We start from the raw sequence: 16,774 nt of genomic DNA on the forward strand, positions 1-16,774 counted from the left end.
CTTAGTCATCGGAGGGTTGAGGGTAAACGCTGATTTTGACGATAAATTGTTTCCTGGACGGTAACAGTGGTGCGCCGAATCAGTCTTTCAACCGGCTTTCTTTTCGGTTGATGTAATAAGTATGAAGAATGTTGCGGATGGCGGCGCGCGGTTCAGCGCGCCTCGGCCGCCGTGTCGAACGGCCGGCCCGGCGAGCGCCCGGCCGGCGCGCCCGAACTGAGGAACCGCACGCCGGTCGCGGCTTCCGATGCTTCCCACAGCAACGCTGCCGAAGCCACGTCGCGCGCCGAGCGCGGCACGCTCGCGAGCGCCGGCAACCCGCGCGATTCGAACCAGCCGGACGGCCCGATATACGCACCGCCCGCGAGATCGGGCGCGGTTGCCGCGTGGATCGCGGGCAGCGCACCCTGGTCGGCCGGCTGCGCGAGATAACGGTTCGCGGCACGCATCAGCGCGGCGCGGGCGGGCGAGCTGTCCATCGTCGGGCCCGCGAACTGCAGGTTGGTCGCCGCATAGCCGGGATGCGCGGCGACGCTGATTCCGGCGAACGCGGCGCGCTCGAAGCGGCGTTGCAGTTCGATTGCGAACACGAGGTTCGCGAGCTTGCTGTCGCAATAGGCGAGATAACGGTTGTAGCGCTGCTCGGCACGCAGGTCGTCGATGCGAATCCGGCCGCCGCGGTTGAAACCGCTCGACATCGTCACGACGCGCGCCCGCCGCGCGGCGCGCAGTGCCGGCAGCAAATGGCCGGTCAGCGCGAAATGGCCGAGGTGGTTGGTGCCGAACTGCATCTCGAAGCCGTCGTGCGTGTGCCGCAGCGGCAGGAACATCACGCCGGCGTTGTTGCAGAGGATATCGACGCGGCCGTGGCGTTCGGAGACGTCGGCCGCGAAGCGTTCGATCGACGCGAGATCGGCGAGGTCGAGCGCATCGACTTCGACGCGTGCATCGGGATGGAGTCGGCGGATCGCCTCGGCCGCCTGCGCGGCGCGCGCGGCGTCGCGGCAGCCCATCACGACCGTGGCGCCCTTCGCGGCCAGCGTCTCCGCGAGCTGCCAGCCGAGGCCGCTGTTGGCGCCGGTCACGACCGCGACCTTGCCGCCCTGCGCCGGGACGTGGCGCGCGCTCCATGCATGCATGTCTGCCTCCATCGGCGCGGCCGGTCGGCCGCAGCACGTAATCGTTACATTGAGTGGTGTAACGATAGTGTGCGCGGGCGTGGCAGACAAGCGGGGGAATTAGACCGGCACTTCTAGCGCCGAAGCGTGGCGTGACGCAGCGGGCCGCGGCACACGGTCGGCAGGATTTACCTGCCTCCGGCCAACGCGAATACTTCGGCGGCGGAGATCATCGCGGCCGCATTCGCGGGCGCCGGGCGTTCGGCCGGGCGGAAGACTTCGTCGCCGCGGTGGATGACCTGGCGCGACAGTGCGCAGGTGCCGGTGCGTTGCGCGAAGCGGCGGCGCCAGCGCTGTTCGCCGTAGTGACAGCGTCCGGGTTCGACCCAGCGGACGACGAGCAGCGTATCGGAACGTTCGAGGATTTCGACGTGGACGTCGGCGGGATCGAGCGCAGGCAGGGATTTGGAGGCCTTCATTTGCCGTTTCCTAAAGCTCGTGCGGTTTCGGCCGTGGCAGTGGATGTCACTACCCGATGGCGAATCCGTAGCGGTTTCCATGAGTGGTGCGCTAAATGTAAGCGTCTGTGACCGGAAAAAACATCCTGTCTGGATCAAATTACCTTTTGCCGATTTAGAAACAATCCAGGCTTATTTTCTTGGAAAGCACGGACAAAAACGCCCCGGACGGGAAGTCCGGGGCGGAAAATCGGCCCGCGCGCCGTGTCTGCTCGCCCAGTCACGGGATACATCGCCGGGGGACGGAGATGCCCGCAGGGATCGAACGCGGGCGGGGTGGCGATGTACCGGAAGCGCGGTCCGGCAACGCCATGATGGCGCGCGCATCCCGTTAAGACCCTGACGCGAACATGACTTTTTTGTCAGTTTGGCGCGGCCGCCGCGTCGGGCGCGTATGAAAAGTCGGATAAGAAGCCCGCCGGCATTGGGTTTGCGTGAATCCGACAGCGCGCCGCGATGGCCGGTCGAGCGCCGGATTCTTGTCCACCTGACGGATTTACGTGCCCGGGTAAATACTGAATCCCAAATTCGTGACAAACGCGCGATCACTTCCTATGATTGGTTGGACCTTTAGTCCTTTGTGCCAATCGGCCGACTGGCGGCTGGCTTTTTCGGGAGAGGTGCTCATGAGATTGCAGGGCAAGCGCGCGCTGGTGACGGCGGCCGGGCAGGGCATCGGCCGCGCGACCGCGCTGCGGTTCGCAAGCGAGGGCGCCGACGTGCTGGCGACCGATATCAACGAAGCCGCGCTCGTGAGTCTCGAGGCCGACGCCGAACGCGCGGGAAGCAGGCTGACCACGCGGCGGCTCGACGTCACCGACGCGCACGACGTCGCGGCACTCGCCGCGAGCGAACGCGCGTTCGACGTGCTGTTCAACTGCGCGGGCTACGTGCATCACGGCTCGATCCTTGACTGCGACGAAGACGCGTGGGCGTTCTCGCTGAACCTGAACGTCACGTCGATGTACCGGTTGATCCGCGCGCTGCTGCCCGCGATGCTCGAAGCGGGCGGCGCGTCGATCATCAACATGGCATCGGCCGCGTCGAGCGTGAAGGGCGTGCCGAACCGCTTCGTGTACGGCACGACCAAGGCGGCCGTGATCGGCCTGACCAAGGCGGTGGCCGCCGATTTCGTCGAGCAGCGCATCCGTTGCAACGCGATCTGCCCGGGCACGATCGAGTCGCCGTCGCTGGAGGCACGGATTGCCGAGCAGGCGCGCACGCGCCAGGTGTCGACCGACACCGTGCGCCAGGCGTTCGTCGCGCGCCAGCCGATGGGGCGCATCGGCAGCGCGGACGAAGTGGCCGCACTGGCGCTGTACCTGGCCTCCGACGAAGCGTCGTTCACGACCGGCGCGATTCACCTGATCGACGGCGGCTGGTCGAACTGACCGCGCTTCCCCATTCACTCTCTGTTTCCGTTCAGACAACCCCATGAAACTGCTGAGATTTGGCGACAAACACCATGAAAAGCCGGGCCTGCTCGATGCGCATGGCCACATCCGCGACCTGTCCGGCGTGATCGACGACATCGCCGGCGACGCGCTGGCGCCGGCGTCGCTCGCGCGGCTGCGCGACATTCCGCCGTCGTCGCTGCCGCTCGTCGAAGGCACGCCACGGCTCGGCGCGTGCGTCGGCCGCGTCGGCAAGTTCATCTGCATCGGGCTCAACTATTCCGATCACGCGGCCGAATCGGGGATGGAGGTGCCGAAGGAGCCGGTTGTGTTCGGCAAGTGGACGAGCGCGATCTCGGGGCCGAACGACGACGTCGAGATTCCGCGCGGCTCGGAGAAGACCGACTGGGAAGTCGAGCTCGGCGTGGTGATCGGCCAGGGCGGCCGCTATATCGCGGAAGCCGACGCGCTGTCGCACGTCGCCGGCTACTGCGTCGTGAACGACGTGTCGGAGCGCGAATTCCAGCTCGAACGCGGCGGCACGTGGGACAAGGGCAAGGGCAACGACACGTTCGGGCCGCTCGGCCCGTGGCTCGTGACGGCCGACGAAGTGCCCGATCCGCACGCGCTGCGGCTGTGGCTCGACGTCGACGGCCACCGCTACCAGAACGGCACGACCGCGACGATGGTGTTCCGCGTGCCGCACCTGATCAGCTACCTGAGCCGCTTCATGAGCCTGCAGCCGGGCGACGTGATCTCGACCGGCACGCCGCCGGGCGTCGGCCTCGGGCAGAAACCGCCCGTCTATCTGCGCGCCGGGCAGGTGATCACGCTCGGCATCGACGGGCTCGGCGAGCAGCGCCAGCGCACCGTGCAGGCCTGATTTCCTTTAACGGACGGTTCGTCATGCCTATCATTCGATCGATGCGCGTCCTCGACGTGCGCTTCCCGACTTCGCAGCAGCTCGACGGTTCCGACGCAATGAATCCGGACCCCGATTATTCGGCCGCGTACGTCGTGCTCGAAACCGACCGCGACGGGCTCGAAGGTCACGGGCTCACGTTCACCATCGGGCGCGGCAACGAAATCTGCTGCGCGGCGATCGACGCGATGCGCCACCTCGTCGTCGGCCTCGACCTCGACTGGATCCGCGCGGACATGGGCCGCTTCTGGCGGCACGTCACGTCGGACAGCCAGTTGCGCTGGATCGGCCCCGACAAGGGCGCGATCCACCTGGCGACGGGCGCCGTCGTCAACGCGGTGTGGGATCTGTGGGCGAAGGCCGTCGGCAAGCCGCTGTGGCGGCTCGTCGCCGACATGAGCCCCGAGGAACTGGTGCGCGCGATCGACTTTCGTTACCTGACCGACTGCCTGACGCCGGACGAAGCGCTCGACCTGCTGCGCCGGCAGGCGCCCGGCAAGGCTGCGCGGATCGCGGCGCTGGAGCGCGACGGCTACCCGTGCTACACGACGTCGGCGGGCTGGCTCGGCTACAGCGACGACAAGCTGCGTCGGCTGTGCCGCGAGGCCGTCGACGCGGGGTTCGATTACGTGAAGCTGAAGGTCGGCGCGAATCTCGAGGACGACATCCGCCGCGTGACGATCGCGCGCGAGGTGATCGGCCCCGAGCGCAAGCTGATGATCGACGCGAACCAGGTGTGGGAAGTCGACGAGGCGATCGACTGGGTGCGCGAACTCGCGTTCGCGCGGCCGTGGTTCATCGAGGAGCCGACGAGCCCCGACGACGTCGAGGGGCATCGCAAGATCCGCAAGGCGATCGCGCCCGTGCAGGTCGCGACCGGCGAGATGTGTCAGAACCGCGTACTGTTCAAGCAGTTCATCGCGCGCGGCGCGATCGACGTCGTGCAGATCGATGCGTGCCGGCTCGGCGGCGTGAACGAGATTCTCGCGGTGATGCTGATGGCCGCGAAGTACGGACTGCCGGTGTGCCCGCATGCCGGCGGCGTCGGGTTGTGCGAGTACGTGCAGCACCTGTCGATGATCGACTACGTGTGCATTTCCGGCACGAAGGAAGGGCGCGTGACCGAATACGTCGATCACCTGCACGAGCATTTCGTCGAACCGTGCGTGGTGCGCGGCGCGGCGTACATGCCGCCGACGGCGCCCGGTTTCTCGATCGAGATGAAGCCCGAATCGCTGGAGCAATACCGGTTCCGCGGCTGAAGCATGACGCACGCTGCACGACGCGCGTCGTGCGCGGCGACAACATGAACGACGGAGACGCGAAGTGGATTTGAACCTGCAGGACAAGGTCGTGATCGTGACCGGCGGTGCATCGGGCATTGGCGCCGCGATCTCGATGCGGCTCGCCGGCGAAGGCGCGATTCCGGTGGTGTTCGCGCGCCACACGCCCGACGACGCATTCTGGCGCGAGCTTGTACAGAAGCAGCCGCGCGCCGCATGCATGTCGGTCGAGCTGCAGGACGACGCGCAGTGCCGCGACGCGGTCGCGCAGACCGTCGTGCGCTTCGGCCGCATCGACGGCCTCGTCAACAACGCGGGCATCAACGACAGCATCGGCCTTGACGCAGGGCGTGATGCGTTCGTCGCGTCGCTCGAACGCAATCTCGTCCACTACTACGTGATGGCCCACTACTGCGTGCCGCACCTGAAGGCGGCGCGCGGCGCGATCGTCAATATCTCGTCGAAGACGGCCGTCACCGGGCAGGGCAACACGAGCGGCTATTGCGCATCGAAGGGCGCGCAGCTCGCGCTGACGCGCGAATGGGCCGTCGCATTGCGCGACGACGGCGTGCGCGTGAACGCGGTGATCCCGGCCGAGGTGATGACGCCGCTTTACAGGAACTGGCTCGCCGGCTTCGACGACCCCGATGCGAAGCTCGCCGGAATCGCCGGCAAGGTGCCGCTCGGCAAGCGCTTCACGACGGCCGACGAGATTGCAGACACGGCCGTGTTCCTGCTGTCGGAACGCGCATCGCATACAACGGGCCAGTGGCTGTTCGTCGATGGCGGCTATACGCATCTCGACCGTGCGATCGGCTGAATGCAGCGGAACCCCGACCCCATGCAACCCGACCCGAACCTGAATGCCGCGCCGCCGCTGATTGCGTTGAGCGGCATCGGCAAGCGCTTTCCGGGCGTGCAGGCGCTCGACGACTGCCGTTTCGACCTGCATGCCGGCGAAGTGCATGCGCTGATGGGCGAGAACGGCGCCGGCAAGTCGACGCTGATGAAGATCCTCGCGGGCGTGTACCAGCGCGACGAAGGCGAGATCCGGATGGACGGCCGCGCGGTGGAGATCGCCGATCCGCGCGCCGCGCAGGCGCTCGGGATCGGCATCATCCATCAGGAACTGAACCTGATGAACCACCTGAGCGTCGCGCAGAACATCTTCATCGGCCGCGAGCCGCGCGGGCGCTTCGGCGTGTTCGTCGACGAAGAAAAACTGAACCGCGACGCGGCCGCGATCTTCGCGCGGATGCGGCTCGATCTCGACCCGCGCACGCCGGTCGGCCGGCTGACGGTTGCGAAGCAGCAGATGGTCGAGATCGCGAAGGCACTGTCGTTCGACTCGCGCGTGCTGATCATGGACGAGCCGACCGCCGCGCTCAACAACGCGGAGATCGCGGAGCTGTTCCGTATCATCCGCGACCTGCGTGCGCACGGCGTCGGCATCGTCTACATCTCGCACAAGATGGACGAACTGCGCCAGATCGCCGATCGCGTGACCGTGATGCGCGACGGCAAGTACGTCGCGACCGTGCCGATGGCCGAAACGTCGATGGACGCGATCATCGCGATGATGGTCGGCCGCCAGCTCGGTACGGAAGTGCGCACACCGCCCGATACGTCTGCGAACGACATCGCGCTCGAAGTGCGCGGGCTGTCGCGCGGCCGCGCGATCCGCGACGTCGGCTTCACGCTGCGGCGCGGCGAGATTCTCGGCTTCGCGGGGCTGATGGGCGCGGGCCGTACCGAGGTCGCGCGCGCGGTGTTCGGCGCGGACCCGGTCGACGCGGGCGAGATTCGCGTGCACGGCAAGACCGTGACGATCCGCACGCCGGCCGACGCGGTCGCGCACGGGATCGGCTACCTGTCCGAAGACCGCAAGCACTTCGGGCTCGCGGTCGGGATGGACGTGCAGAACAATATCGCGCTGTCGAGCATGCGCCGTTTCGTGCGCCGCGGCGTGTTTCTCGATGCACGCGAAATGCGCGACACCGCGCAGGCGTATGTGCGGCAGCTCGCGATCCGCACGCCGTCGGTCGCGCAGCCCGCGCGGCTGCTGTCGGGCGGCAACCAGCAGAAGATCGTGATCGCGAAATGGCTGCTGCGCGACTGCGACATCCTGTTCTTCGACGAGCCGACGCGCGGCATCGACGTCGGCGCGAAAAGCGAGATCTACAAGCTGCTCGACGCGCTCGCCGCCGACGGCAAGGCGATCGTGATGATCTCGTCGGAACTGCCCGAGGTGCTGCGCATGAGCCACCGGATTCTCGTGATGTGCGAAGGCCGCGTCACCGGCGAATTGCGGGCGGCCGACGCCACGCAGGAAAAGATCATGCAGCTCGCGACGCAGCGCGAGTCGACCGTATTGTCCTGATTCAGACGCTTACCCGATCATGTCCAACGATACGCATCCCGTCCCGCCCATGGCTTCCGGCAACACGCCGGCCGGCACCTCCGGCTTCCGCGCGCGCTTCTTCAACCCGGCCGCGCGGCAGAAGCTGCTCGCGTTCGCGAGCCTCGTGCTGCTGATCGTGTTCTTCAGCGTCGCGTCGCCGAACTTCCTCGAAGTCGACAACCTCGTCACGATCCTGCAGGCCACCGCCGTGAACGGCGTGCTTGCGGTGGCCTGCACCTACGTGATCATCACGTCGGGCATCGACCTGTCGGTCGGCACGCTGATGACGTTCTGCGCGGTGATGGCGGGCGTCGTGCTCACGAAGTGGGGGATGCCGCTGCCGCTCGGGATCGCGGCCGCGCTGCTGTTCGGCGCGCTTTCCGGCTGCGTGTCGGGCTTCGTGATCGCGAAGATGAAGGTGCCGCCGTTCATCGCGACGCTCGGCATGATGATGCTGCTCAAGGGGCTGTCGCTCGTGATCTCGGGCACGCGGCCGATCTACTTCAACGACACGCCGGGCTTCACGTCGATCGCGCAGGATTCGCTGATCGGCAACCTGATCCCCGCGGTGCCGATTCCGAACGCGGTGCTGATCCTGTTCCTCGTCGCGATCGGCGCATCGATCGTGCTGAACCGGACGATCTTCGGCCGCTACACGTTCGCGCTCGGCAGCAACGAGGAAGCGCTGCGGCTGTCCGGCGTGAACGTCGACGCGTGGAAGATCGCGGTCTACACGTTCAGCGGCGCGGTGTGCGGGATCGCCGGGCTCCTGATCGCGTCGCGGCTGAATTCCGCGCAGCCCGCACTCGGGCAGGGCTACGAGCTCGATGCGATCGCGGCCGTCGTGATCGGCGGCACGTCGCTGTCGGGCGGCGCGGGCAGCATCGTCGGCACCATCATCGGCGCGTTCATCATGAGCGTGCTGACCAACGGCCTGCGCATCATGTCGGTCGCGCAGGAATGGCAGACGGTCGTGACCGGCGTGATCATCATCCTCGCCGTCTACGTCGATATCCTGCGCCGGCGGCGTCGTTGACGCGCGCATTCATCTGCTTCACCGCCGGCGTGGCCGGCATTCCAGTCGATACCAACCAAGGAGACGCGAAGTGATCAGGAGCAAGGTGTTGAACGCGATCGTCGGGCTGACGTTCGCCGTCGGCGTCACAGCCGGCGCGCAGGCGCAGGAAACCTACATCCCGCTGATCTCGAAGGGCTTCCAGCATCAGTTCTGGCAGGCCGTGAAATCGGGCGCGATGCAGGCCGCGAAGGACTACAAGGTGAAGGTGACGTTCGAAGGGCCCGAGACCGAGGCGATGGTCGACAAGCAGATCGACATGCTGTCCGCCGCGATCGCGAAGAAGCCGGCCGCGCTCGGCTTCGCGGCGCTCGACAGCAAGGCCGCGCTGCCGCTGCTGAAGAAGGCGCAGGCCGAGAAGATCCCGGTGATCGCGTTCGACTCGGGCGTCGACAGCGACATCCCGATGACGACCGCCGCGACCAACAACAAGGCCGCCGCGTCGTTGGCCGCCGACAAGCTCGCCGCGCTGATCGGCGACGAAGGCGAGGTGGCCGTGGTCGCGCACGACCAGACGAGCCGCACCGGCATCGACCGCCGCGACGGCTTTCTCGAACGGATGAAGTCGGCACACCCGAAGGTGAAGGTCGTGACCGTGCAGTACGGCGAAGGCGACCAGTTGAAGTCGACCGAGGTGACGAAGTCGATCCTGCAGGCGTATCCGAAGCTCAAGGGGCTGTTCGGCACCAACGAAGGCTCGGCGATCGGCGTGGTCAACGGCGTGCGCGAGATGAAGCGCAAGGTCGTGATCGTCGGCTACGATTCGGGCAAGCAGCAGAAGGACGCGATCCGCAGCGGGCTGATGGCCGGCGCGATCACGCAGAATCCGGTCGGGATCGGCTACAAGACGGTCGAGGCGGCCGTGAAGGCGATCAAGGGCGAGAAGCTGCCGAAGATCATCGATACCGGTTTCTATTGGTACGACAAGACCAATATCGACGATCCGAAGGTCGCGGCGGCGTTGTACGACTGAATGCCGTGCCACGGCGTCGCCGCACGCGCGTGTGGCGGGCGCGGCGACGCGTGACGGCATGTGACGGCGGAACACGAGGACACCATGGGCGCAGTGCGTATCGATTCCCATCAGCACTTCTGGCGTTATCGCGCGGCCGACTATCCGTGGATCGACGCCGGGATGGGCGTGCTCGCGCACGACTACCTGCCCGACGCGCTGTGGCCGCTGATGCGTGCGCAGGCGCTCGGCGCGTCGATCGCGGTGCAGGCGCGCGCGGGACGCGACGAGACGGCATTCCTGCTCGAGCTCGCCCGCGACGACGCGCGCATCGCGGCGGTGGTCGGCTGGGAGGATCTCGGCGCGCCGCAGCTTGCCGATCGTGTCGCCGAATGGCGCAGCCCGAAGCTGCGCGGCTTTCGTCATCAGGTGCAGGACGAGGCCGATGTCGGCGCGTTCGTCGCGGATGCCGGTTTCAATCGCGGCGTCGCGTGGCTGCAGGCGAACGGCTATGTGTACGACGTGCTCGTGTTCGAGCGCCAGTTGCCGGACGTGCGCGCGTTCTGCGCGCGGCACGACGCGCACTGGCTCGTGCTCGATCATGTCGGCAAGCCCGCGCTGGCCGAGTTCGAGCGCGACGAAACGGCGTTGCCGCGCTGGCGCGCTGCGCTGCGCGAACTGGGCGCGATGCCGCATGTCACGTGCAAGCTGTCGGGGCTCGTGACCGAGGCCGACTGGCGGCGCGGGCTGCGCGCGCAGGATATCCGGCACATCGAGCAATGCCTCGACGCGGCGCTCGACGCGTTCGGCCCGCAGCGGCTGATGTTCGGATCGGACTGGCCCGTGTGCCTGCTTGCCGCGTCGTATGACGAAGTGGCGTCGATCGTTGAGCGCTGGGCCGAATCGCGGCTGTCGGCGGCCGAGCGCAACGCGCTGTGGGGCGGCACGGCCGCGCAGTGTTACGGGGTGCCGGCGTGAGTGCGCGGCTTCGTCGGGCGAATGCCGGCGGGCACCGTGGCGTATCGATGGTTGCAGCCGCATCGATACGCAGGCCGGCGCACGGGCCCCGGCATATAAAATAGGCGCGAACGGTCTGCGCGATTCGTCGGACCGAAACCGATTACCTGCATCAAACGTATGTCCATCCAGCCGATTCAGAACCGCCGCCTCTACCAGCAGATCGCCGACAAGCTCAGTGCGATGATCGAGTCCGGCGATTTTCCGCCGGGCAGCTATCTGCCGCCCGAGCGCGAACTGGCCGAACAGTTCGGCGTGTCGCGCACGTCGGTGCGCGAAGCGCTGATCGCGCTCGAAGTCAGCGGGCTCGTCAGCGTGCGCGTCGGCGACGGCGTGAAGGTGCGCCATCCCGAAACGGCCGCCGCACCCGAGCCCGAACCCGAAGCGAAGGCCGCGCCGTTCACGATCGTCGAGATCGATCCCGAACTCGGCATCGCGCTCGACCTCGACACCGAAATCCCGCCGTTCGCGCTGTTGCAGGCGCGCCGGCTGATCGAGCCGGAAGCCGCGTCGCTGGCCGCGAAGCACGGCTCGGACGAGCAGATCGAAGGGATCCACGAAGCGTTCCTGCGCAACCAGGAAGACAACCGCAGCGGCTCGCTCACGCACCCGGGCGACCGGCTGTTCCATATCCGCATCGCGGAAGCGAGCGACAACCCCGCGTATGCGCTGATGATCAAGCAGTTGCTCGCGCACAAGTACGACCTGATGTTCCAGCGACTGCAGTCGCTGTACATGCCGAACGACATGCCGCACCGGTCGGAACTGGAGCACCGCGCGATCCTCGACGCGATCCGCGCGCGCGACCCGGAGGCCGCGCGTCGCGCGATGGCCGAACATCTCGACGAAGTCATCCGCATCTTCGGCCGCGCGCTCGACTGAGCGCGCGGTTACGCGTTCAAGCGTTCAGAAACGATCGGCGCGATACGGCGCCGGATCGGTGAAGGGGGTCTCGCCCGTCATCATCTCGGCCAGCAGGCGGCCGGTGACGGGGCCGAGCGTGAGCCCGTGATGGTTGTGCCCGAACGCGAACCACAGCCCGCGATGCGCGGGGGCGGGGCCGATCACCGGGCGCATGTCGGGCGTGCATGGCCGGAAGCCGAGCCACGGTTGCGGATCGAGCCGCTCGCCGAAGCCGAACACGGGCCGCGCGACGCGTTCCGCGCGTTCGAGCTGCACGCCGATCGGCGGCACGCGGCGCCGCGCGATCTCGACGCCGGTCGTCAGCCGCAGCCCGCGCCGCATCGGCGCAATCACGTAACCGTATTCGCGATCGACGATCGGCGCCGACGGTACGCCGCGCGCGGACGGCGCGTAGTGCATGTGATAGCCGCGCTTCTCGCGCAGCGGAATCTTGTAGCCGAACTTGCCGAACACCGTGTCGGACCACGGGCCGAGCGCGACGACGACGGCCGGCGCGGCGGCCGTGCCGTCCTGCGTGCTGACCTGCCAGCCGGGCGACAACGCGTGGAGGCTCGCGGCGTCGCCGGTCAGCAGCGTGCCGCCGCCTTGCACGAAGAGTTGCGCGTACGCTTTGACGAGCGCGGACGGATCGACGACGCTTTTCGGGTCGAGCCAGTGCAGCGCGCCGCAGAAGCCGGGCGCGAGGCTCGGTTCGTGCGCGAGCAGCGCGGCGGCATCGAGCGGCGTGATGCCGAGCCCGTGGCGGCGCGCGGTGAGTCCGGCCTCGGCCACGCCGCGTTCGAACGCGGCCGGCGTGCGGAACGCTTCCAGCCAGCCGTTCGCGCGGATGAGCTCCCCGGCGCCGGCCCGCGCGATCAGCGCGTCGTGCTCGACGAGGCAGCGCTCGATCAGCGGCAGCATGTCGCGCGAGGCCGCCGCGTGACGCAGCGGCGCCGATTCCCACCAGAACCGCGCGAGCCACGGCGCGAACGCGGGCAGCGACGTGCTGTGCCAGTAGAGATCGGTCGAGCGGTTCAGCGCATAGCGCATCAGCGTGAACGGGCTGCGCGGGAACGGATACGGTTCGACCGACGAGCGCTCGATCAGCCCCGCGTTGCCGAAGCTCGTGCCTTCGCCGGGCGCGCCGCGATCGACGAGAGCGACCTTGCGGCCGCGATCCTGCAGGTGCAGCGCGGCGGAGACGCCGACGATGCCTGCGCCGAGAACGATGACGTCGAAATCCATGGGGTGGAGATGGCGATTGATGGAGGTTGTACGTTACCGATTGGGCGAGACCCATGCCCAAAGTTTCGCCGACGTGCGGCTGTCCGTCAGGATACTCTCGATGTCGTTCGATCCGCAGAACCGGGTCATGGCTTACCGGATTGGTGCTTCACGATTCGCGACATTGTGGAACTCGCCAATGCGTGGCGTTCCTGGCGGAATTCCCGTCTTTCCGGCGTACGTCGACGATGAATAGTCGCCTCGCAAACGCATAACTCCATGATTTAGAATGGGTTCGCCTTTTCGGTAGAGGGCAGTGGTCCATCTGGAAGTCACTGGCCCTGTCGTTGTCGGAGCCCGTGCCGTTACAAGCCGGGCGCGTTCGTGATGCGCTCGGCATCACGCTGGTCGAGCAGACATCCTGGCGCAACGACGAGCTCGCTCTCAAGCAATGGAGAAGGGCCGTAGAGGAAGCAGGCGTCTTTGTCTTCAAGTCGTCATTCAAGCAGCGCGAGATCTCGGGTTTCTGCTTGATGGACGATGCATTCCCGATCATCTATCTGAACAACGGCACGACGAAGACGCGCCAGATATTCAGTCTGCTGCATGAACTCGCGCACTTGCTCTTGAACATGAACGGCTTGAGCAAGCTCGCTCCCGGCTACATCGATGCGCTTCCTCAAACCGAGAGGAAGATCGAGCGATTCTGCAACGCGATAACGGCGGAGGTACTGATCCCGCACGCAGCTTTTGACACGTTCGTGGTACGGCTTCCCGTCGATGTCGAGTCAGCCTCCGACGAGGCGTTCGCCGAGCTGGCGAGCCATTTTGGCGTGAGCCGGGAGGCCGTGCTGCGGCGATTGCTGGATCAGGGTCGCGTCGGCCAGGCTTTCTACGAACATAAGGCCAGGATCTGGTCGGCCCAGCAGAAAGAGGCAGCGGGCGGGAGCTACTATGCGAATCAAGGCGCCTATCTGAGCGACCGCTTTGCCCGGGAGGTCGTCGGTCGTCACTATCGGCATCAGATCACGCTTGAGCAGGCTGCCGATTTTCTTGGTATCAAGCCGAAAAGCTTTGCCGGATTTGAAGCGCATGTTCTTCACGGGGCCGGTGCATGATCTATGTGTTCGACACCAGCTCCATTCGATCACTTCAGCATTTCTATCCGCGTGTGTTCAGAAGCATCTGGAACGGTATCGAAAAACTCGTTGGCCAACGGCGCTTGATTTCGACCAGAGAAGTCTTGAACGAGATCGAGCGACAGGCCGTCAGTGCAGATGTATTGGCGTGGGTGAAAGGCCATCGGTCATTGTTCACGACGCCGAACGCGGATGAGCTGCGGTTTGTCGCCGCGATTTTGCGCGTCAAGCATTTTCAGGCGCTGATTGGCCAACAGCAGCGTCTCAAGGGAACACCGGTTGCCGATCCATTCGTCATCGCCTGCGCGAAGATCCGCCAGGGGACGGTCTTGACCGAGGAAGGATGGCAGTACGCGAATGAAGGGCTTGTCGTCAAACCTCATGCGGCGAAGATACCCAATGTCTGCGCGCATTTCGAGATTCCGTGTATCGATCTCGAGGAATTCATGCACCAGCAGGATTGGCGGTTCTGATCGATGCAACTCCCGAACAACGGCGGTATGCCGCGCGCGGCCGCCGGTTGGCGTTGCGGCGCGGATGCAAAGTCCCTGCTCCGTCGGGATGAGGGCGGGGCAGATTGAGCTAGCCGCGCGCCCAATCTGCCGATCAATTCGCTGCCGTCCATGCTGAACCGACGATGGATGCCGCGCTCATCACCATCGTCGCGCGCAGCGCAAATTCTCCATACCTTCCGACGTTTCTCGCGGGTGTTTCCCACTGGTTGGTCGCGCGACTTTGTACCTAAGATGAAGGAATCATGCGCGTGATACGGTGCCTGCGCGCGCACGGTTGAAGGCAGAGGGTAACGCCGGGGGGCAACGCCAGCGGATGTTTCCATCATGGATGCGAGAGTGTGCGCGGCGGCTGCCAGTCTTGCGACTGCAACGACGCCAACGGGCGCGGCGGAGATCGCCGCGCGAACGACGTCCGGCCGGCCAGGCCGGGCTGCTTCGCTGCGCCATGCGCTGATCGCAATCGTTTGCGTGTTGGGTGCGGCGCCCGCCGTGCTCGCCGGGACTCCCGCCGATGTGGACGGCTCGCCTGACACCGTGCGCATCGTCGCCGCCGCGAGCCCTGCCGATCCCGTCATTTCGTCACACGACTCCGCTGTGCGCCAGGTCGTACTGGGCATCATCAGCTTCACGCACTGGCCGGCGACACCCGTTCGCCTGCATCTGTGCGTGACGGGCCGGCCCGACTACGCGCGCGGCCTGACCGATACGCTGCAGGCCGGCTCGACGCTGCTCGACGTGCAGCGTGTCCGCTTCGACGATCCCGCGCTCGGCATCGCCTGCGACGTCGTCTACCTCGGCGCGCTGAACAACGACGAGAGAACGCGGGTGAGAGCCGCGGTGGCCGGCCATCCGGTGCTGACGATCTCGGAACACGATCCGTCCTGCACCGCAGGCAGCATGTTCTGTCTCAACGTCGACGGCGAACGCGTGTCGTTCGACATCAATCTCGACGCCGTGGCGCGCAGCGGCGTGCGCGTGCACCCGAACGTGCTCAATCTTGCGCGACGGCCGGGGGCGCCATGACGCGGTTCGCGTTCCATATTTCCTCCTCGCACGTGTCGCGCCCGACGCTGCAAAGCGTGTTGCGCCGCGCGCACCTGCGCCTCGCGTTCGTTGCCGTCGCGATGGCCGCCGTGTCGTTGATCGTGGTCGCCGTGATCGCGTTGCGGGCTTATGCCGGCAACAACCTGAACCTGCTGGCGCGATCGCTCGGTTATACGGTCGAGGCGGCGCTCGTGTTCGGCGATCGCGTCGCGGCGAACGAAGCGATCGGGTTGATCGCCAGCGATGAGGACGTCGCGCAGGTGGTGGTCACGGACAGCAATGGCCAGCCGTTCGCGACGTGGCAGTTGCCTGCCGGCAGCCAGATCGCCCGACTGGAGCGCGTCGTCGCCGATCTTGCGCTGCCGGGGCCCGTGACGGTCCCGGTGATGCACGACGGCATCATCGTCGGCCACGTCGTCGTGCGCGGCCGCGGGCACCAGTTCTTCGGCTTCCTGCTCGGTGGCGTGGGCGGCATTCTCGGCTGTCTTGTCGTCAGTGTGTTCGGTGCCTATGTCAGCTCGAAGCGGCTGCTGCGCAACATCGTTTCGCCGCTGCGCGCGCTGGCCGGCGTGGCCCACGCCGTGCGGCGCGAGCGTGCATTCGCGCAACGGGTCGAGCCCGTCGCGATCGCCGAACTGAACCAGCTCGGCGACGACTTCAATGCGTTGCTCGACGAATTCGAAGACTGGCAGAACACGCTGCGCGACGAAAACGCGTCGCTCGAATACAAGGCGACGCACGACGCGCTTACGGGCTTGCCCAACCGCGTGCAGTTCGAGTCGCGCCTCGCGCTCGCCCTCTGCGAAGCCGGGGTGACGGGCCAGCGGGTCGGCATCCTGTATCTGGACTGCGACCGCTTCAAGGAGATCAACGATTGCCTCGGCCACGACGCGGGTGACGCGGTGCTGATCGGCATCGCTGAGCGACTGCGCGCGCAGGTGCGCGACGCCGATCTGGTCGCCCGCCTGGGCGGCGACGAATTCGCGGTGATGCTGTCGGCGGTGCGCGATGCGGGCAGCGTGTGTCGCATCGCCGACGAGATATTGTCCGGCATGGCGCCGTCGATCGAGCTGTCCGACGGCCGCATGGTGGCCACCATGATGAGTGCCGGCGTTGCGCTGTATCCCGACCACGCGTCGGACGCGAGCGGCTTGCTGCGCGCGGCGGATGCAGCGATGTACCGGGCCAAGCGCACTCGACCAGGCTCGTGGCAGTTGGCTGAAGGTGTTGCAGGACCGGTTTGATGTCGATCGTTTCGCGCTGCGGGCG

At 66.5% G+C, this 16,774-nt stretch carries 16 protein-coding genes; 13 read left to right on the forward strand and 3 right to left on the reverse strand.

All coding sequences use genetic code 11. From position 1 onward, the window contains the following. Positions 1–152: 152 nt before the first annotated feature. Both JYG32_RS31080 and JYG32_RS31085 read right to left on the reverse strand, forming a co-directional pair. Entirely contained in the window at positions 153–1,139 is a 987-nt protein-coding gene (locus tag JYG32_RS31080) for an oxidoreductase (protein ID WP_213266146.1), read from the reverse strand. A 167-nt stretch (positions 1,140–1,306) separates the two neighbouring features. Further along, positions 1,307–1,597: a DUF3331 domain-containing protein gene (locus JYG32_RS31085; RefSeq protein WP_174378516.1), complete on the reverse strand. Its 291-nt coding sequence runs from the start codon at positions 1,595–1,597 to the stop codon at positions 1,307–1,309. A gap of 665 nt (positions 1,598–2,262) precedes the next feature. Here JYG32_RS31085 and JYG32_RS31090 point away from each other — a divergent pair. From JYG32_RS31090 to JYG32_RS31130, 9 genes are all read left to right on the forward strand, one after another. Continuing rightward, complete coding sequence (locus JYG32_RS31090; protein WP_213266147.1) at positions 2,263–3,027, forward strand: SDR family oxidoreductase; 765 nt, start codon at positions 2,263–2,265, stop codon at positions 3,025–3,027. Positions 3,028–3,070: 43 nt separating this feature from the next. Further along, a complete protein-coding gene (locus tag JYG32_RS31095; protein ID WP_213266148.1) occupies positions 3,071–3,913 on the forward strand; it encodes an ureidoglycolate lyase in 843 nt (280 codons plus the stop codon). 23 nt (positions 3,914–3,936) lie between these two features. Next, positions 3,937–5,214, forward strand: a complete 1,278-nt coding sequence (locus JYG32_RS31100) for an L-fuconate dehydratase (protein ID WP_174378513.1) — start codon at positions 3,937–3,939, stop codon at positions 5,212–5,214. A 64-nt stretch (positions 5,215–5,278) separates the two neighbouring features. Beyond that, positions 5,279–6,055: an SDR family oxidoreductase gene (locus tag JYG32_RS31105; protein WP_174378512.1), complete on the forward strand. Its 777-nt coding sequence runs from the start codon at positions 5,279–5,281 to the stop codon at positions 6,053–6,055. Between the two features lie 21 nt (positions 6,056–6,076). Continuing rightward, the gene (locus tag JYG32_RS31110) at positions 6,077–7,615 is read left to right on the forward strand and encodes a sugar ABC transporter ATP-binding protein (RefSeq protein WP_213266149.1); all 1,539 of its coding nucleotides are present in this window, start codon (positions 6,077–6,079) and stop codon (positions 7,613–7,615) included. A gap of 19 nt (positions 7,616–7,634) precedes the next feature. Beyond that, a complete protein-coding gene (locus JYG32_RS31115; protein ID WP_213266150.1) occupies positions 7,635–8,672 on the forward strand; it encodes an ABC transporter permease in 1,038 nt (345 codons plus the stop codon). A 70-nt stretch (positions 8,673–8,742) separates the two neighbouring features. Then, on the forward strand, positions 8,743–9,684 hold the full coding sequence (locus JYG32_RS31120) for an ABC transporter substrate-binding protein (protein WP_213266151.1): 942 nt from the start codon (positions 8,743–8,745) through the stop codon (positions 9,682–9,684). Positions 9,685–9,768: 84 nt separating this feature from the next. Then, positions 9,769–10,641 (forward strand): amidohydrolase family protein, encoded by an 873-nt coding sequence (locus JYG32_RS31125; protein WP_213266152.1) that lies wholly within the window; start codon positions 9,769–9,771, stop codon positions 10,639–10,641. Between the two features lie 159 nt (positions 10,642–10,800). Further along, complete coding sequence (locus tag JYG32_RS31130; RefSeq protein ID WP_174378507.1) at positions 10,801–11,562, forward strand: FadR/GntR family transcriptional regulator; 762 nt, start codon at positions 10,801–10,803, stop codon at positions 11,560–11,562. A gap of 24 nt (positions 11,563–11,586) precedes the next feature. On the opposite strand, the gene JYG32_RS31135 is transcribed toward JYG32_RS31130, so the two are convergent. Then, positions 11,587–12,828 (reverse strand): NAD(P)/FAD-dependent oxidoreductase, encoded by a 1,242-nt coding sequence (locus JYG32_RS31135; RefSeq protein WP_213266153.1) that lies wholly within the window; start codon positions 12,826–12,828, stop codon positions 11,587–11,589. A 338-nt stretch (positions 12,829–13,166) separates the two neighbouring features. On the opposite strand from JYG32_RS31135, the gene JYG32_RS31140 reads away from it, so the two are divergent. From JYG32_RS31140 to JYG32_RS31155, 4 genes are all read left to right on the forward strand, one after another. Further along, positions 13,167–13,925, forward strand: coding sequence for an ImmA/IrrE family metallo-endopeptidase (locus JYG32_RS31140; protein WP_249744791.1), 759 nt, complete (start codon positions 13,167–13,169; stop codon positions 13,923–13,925). Next, entirely contained in the window at positions 13,922–14,419 is a 498-nt protein-coding gene (locus tag JYG32_RS31145) for a PIN domain-containing protein (RefSeq protein WP_213266154.1), read from the forward strand. Before JYG32_RS31140 ends, JYG32_RS31145 begins: the two co-directional genes overlap by 4 nt. A gap of 366 nt (positions 14,420–14,785) precedes the next feature. After that, positions 14,786–15,484: a YfiR family protein gene (locus JYG32_RS31150; protein ID WP_174378504.1), complete on the forward strand. Its 699-nt coding sequence runs from the start codon at positions 14,786–14,788 to the stop codon at positions 15,482–15,484. After that, positions 15,481–16,749 carry a diguanylate cyclase domain-containing protein gene (locus JYG32_RS31155; RefSeq protein WP_174378503.1) on the forward strand — a complete coding sequence of 423 codons (1,269 nt, stop codon included), beginning with the start codon at positions 15,481–15,483 and terminating at the stop codon, positions 16,747–16,749. The genes JYG32_RS31150 and JYG32_RS31155 overlap by 4 nt, the downstream gene beginning before the upstream one ends. Positions 16,750–16,774: the final 25 nt, after the last annotated feature.

The organism is Burkholderia pyrrocinia (genome assembly GCF_018417535.1).
GTDB lineage: Bacteria > Pseudomonadota > Gammaproteobacteria > Burkholderiales > Burkholderiaceae > Burkholderia > Burkholderia pyrrocinia_E.

What these genes read in the sequence shown, in the direction of transcription:
- JYG32_RS31085 (WP_174378516.1), bottom strand. Translation starts at nt 1,597, where the DNA reads ATGAAGGCCTCCAAATCCCTGCCTGCGCTCGATCCCGCCGACGTCCAC.
- JYG32_RS31080 (WP_213266146.1), bottom strand. Translation starts at nt 1,139, where the DNA reads ATGCATGCATGGAGCGCGCGCCACGTCCCGGCGCAGGGCGGCAAGGTC.
- JYG32_RS31135 (WP_213266153.1), bottom strand. Translation starts at nt 12,828, where the DNA reads ATGGATTTCGACGTCATCGTTCTCGGCGCAGGCATCGTCGGCGTCTCC.
- JYG32_RS31125 (WP_213266152.1), top strand. Translation starts at nt 9,769, where the DNA reads ATGGGCGCAGTGCGTATCGATTCCCATCAGCACTTCTGGCGTTATCGC.
- JYG32_RS31100 (WP_174378513.1), top strand. Translation starts at nt 3,937, where the DNA reads ATGCCTATCATTCGATCGATGCGCGTCCTCGACGTGCGCTTCCCGACT.
- JYG32_RS31090 (WP_213266147.1), top strand. Translation starts at nt 2,263, where the DNA reads ATGAGATTGCAGGGCAAGCGCGCGCTGGTGACGGCGGCCGGGCAGGGC.
- JYG32_RS31155 (WP_174378503.1), top strand. Translation starts at nt 15,481, where the DNA reads ATGACGCGGTTCGCGTTCCATATTTCCTCCTCGCACGTGTCGCGCCCG.
- JYG32_RS31130 (WP_174378507.1), top strand. Translation starts at nt 10,801, where the DNA reads ATGTCCATCCAGCCGATTCAGAACCGCCGCCTCTACCAGCAGATCGCC.
- JYG32_RS31110 (WP_213266149.1), top strand. Translation starts at nt 6,077, where the DNA reads ATGCAACCCGACCCGAACCTGAATGCCGCGCCGCCGCTGATTGCGTTG.
- JYG32_RS31115 (WP_213266150.1), top strand. Translation starts at nt 7,635, where the DNA reads ATGTCCAACGATACGCATCCCGTCCCGCCCATGGCTTCCGGCAACACG.
- JYG32_RS31150 (WP_174378504.1), top strand. Translation starts at nt 14,786, where the DNA reads ATGGATGCGAGAGTGTGCGCGGCGGCTGCCAGTCTTGCGACTGCAACG.
- JYG32_RS31095 (WP_213266148.1), top strand. Translation starts at nt 3,071, where the DNA reads ATGAAACTGCTGAGATTTGGCGACAAACACCATGAAAAGCCGGGCCTG.
- JYG32_RS31145 (WP_213266154.1), top strand. Translation starts at nt 13,922, where the DNA reads ATGATCTATGTGTTCGACACCAGCTCCATTCGATCACTTCAGCATTTC.